The sequence below is a fragment of the Stenotrophomonas terrae genome (assembly GCF_001431465.1).
GTDB classification, from domain to species: Bacteria; Pseudomonadota; Gammaproteobacteria; order Xanthomonadales; family Xanthomonadaceae; genus Stenotrophomonas; species Stenotrophomonas terrae.
Window position 1 is genome coordinate 1 of the sequence record NZ_LDJJ01000126.1, and the last position, 667, is coordinate 667.

General features: G+C 66.6%; 1 protein-coding gene. It reads right to left on the reverse strand.

Annotated elements, in window-relative coordinates:
- Positions 1–32 precede the first annotated feature (32 nt).
- Positions 33–667: aldehyde dehydrogenase family protein (locus ABB27_RS19025; protein WP_152984703.1), on the reverse strand; the 635-nt coding region annotated here is incomplete at its 5' end.

Below are 667 nucleotides of genomic sequence, written 5' to 3' on the forward strand. Positions count from 1 at the left end.
TTTTTTTCTCAATCACGATGCGGCTGGTTGAATCAGTCGCCCAGGGTCAGCAGCGAGGCGTTGCCGCCGGCGGCGGTGGTGTTCACCGTCACCGTCTTCTCGGTGGCGAAACGCAGCAGGTAGTGCGGGCCGCCGGCCTTGGGGCCGGTGCCGGACAGGCCCTGGCCGCCGAACGGCTGCACGCCGACCACTGCGCCGATCTGGTTGCGGTTGACGTAGACGTTGCCGACGTTGACGCGCGAGGCGATGCGGTCAACGGTTTCGTCGATGCGCGAATGCACGCCCAGGGTAAGACCATAACCGGTGGCATTGATCTGGTCGATCACTGCGTCCAGCTGATCGGCCTTCCAGCGGATCACGTGCAGCACCGGCCCGAAGATCTCCTGGTGCAGCTGGCCCAGATCCTTCAGCTCGTAGGCGCGCGGTGCGAAGAAGGTGCCGTGGGCGGCAGCCTCGGACAGCGGTGCGGTGGCGATCAGGCGGGCTTCGGCGTCCATGCGCACGGCGTGATCCTTGAGGATCTGCAGGGCGTCGGCGTCGATCACCGGGCCGACGTCGGTGGACAGTTCACCCGGGTCGGCAACCTTCAGTTCGGCCATCGCGCCGGCCAGCATGCCCATCACCTTGTCGGCGATGTCGTCCTGCACGAACAGCACGCGCGCTGCCG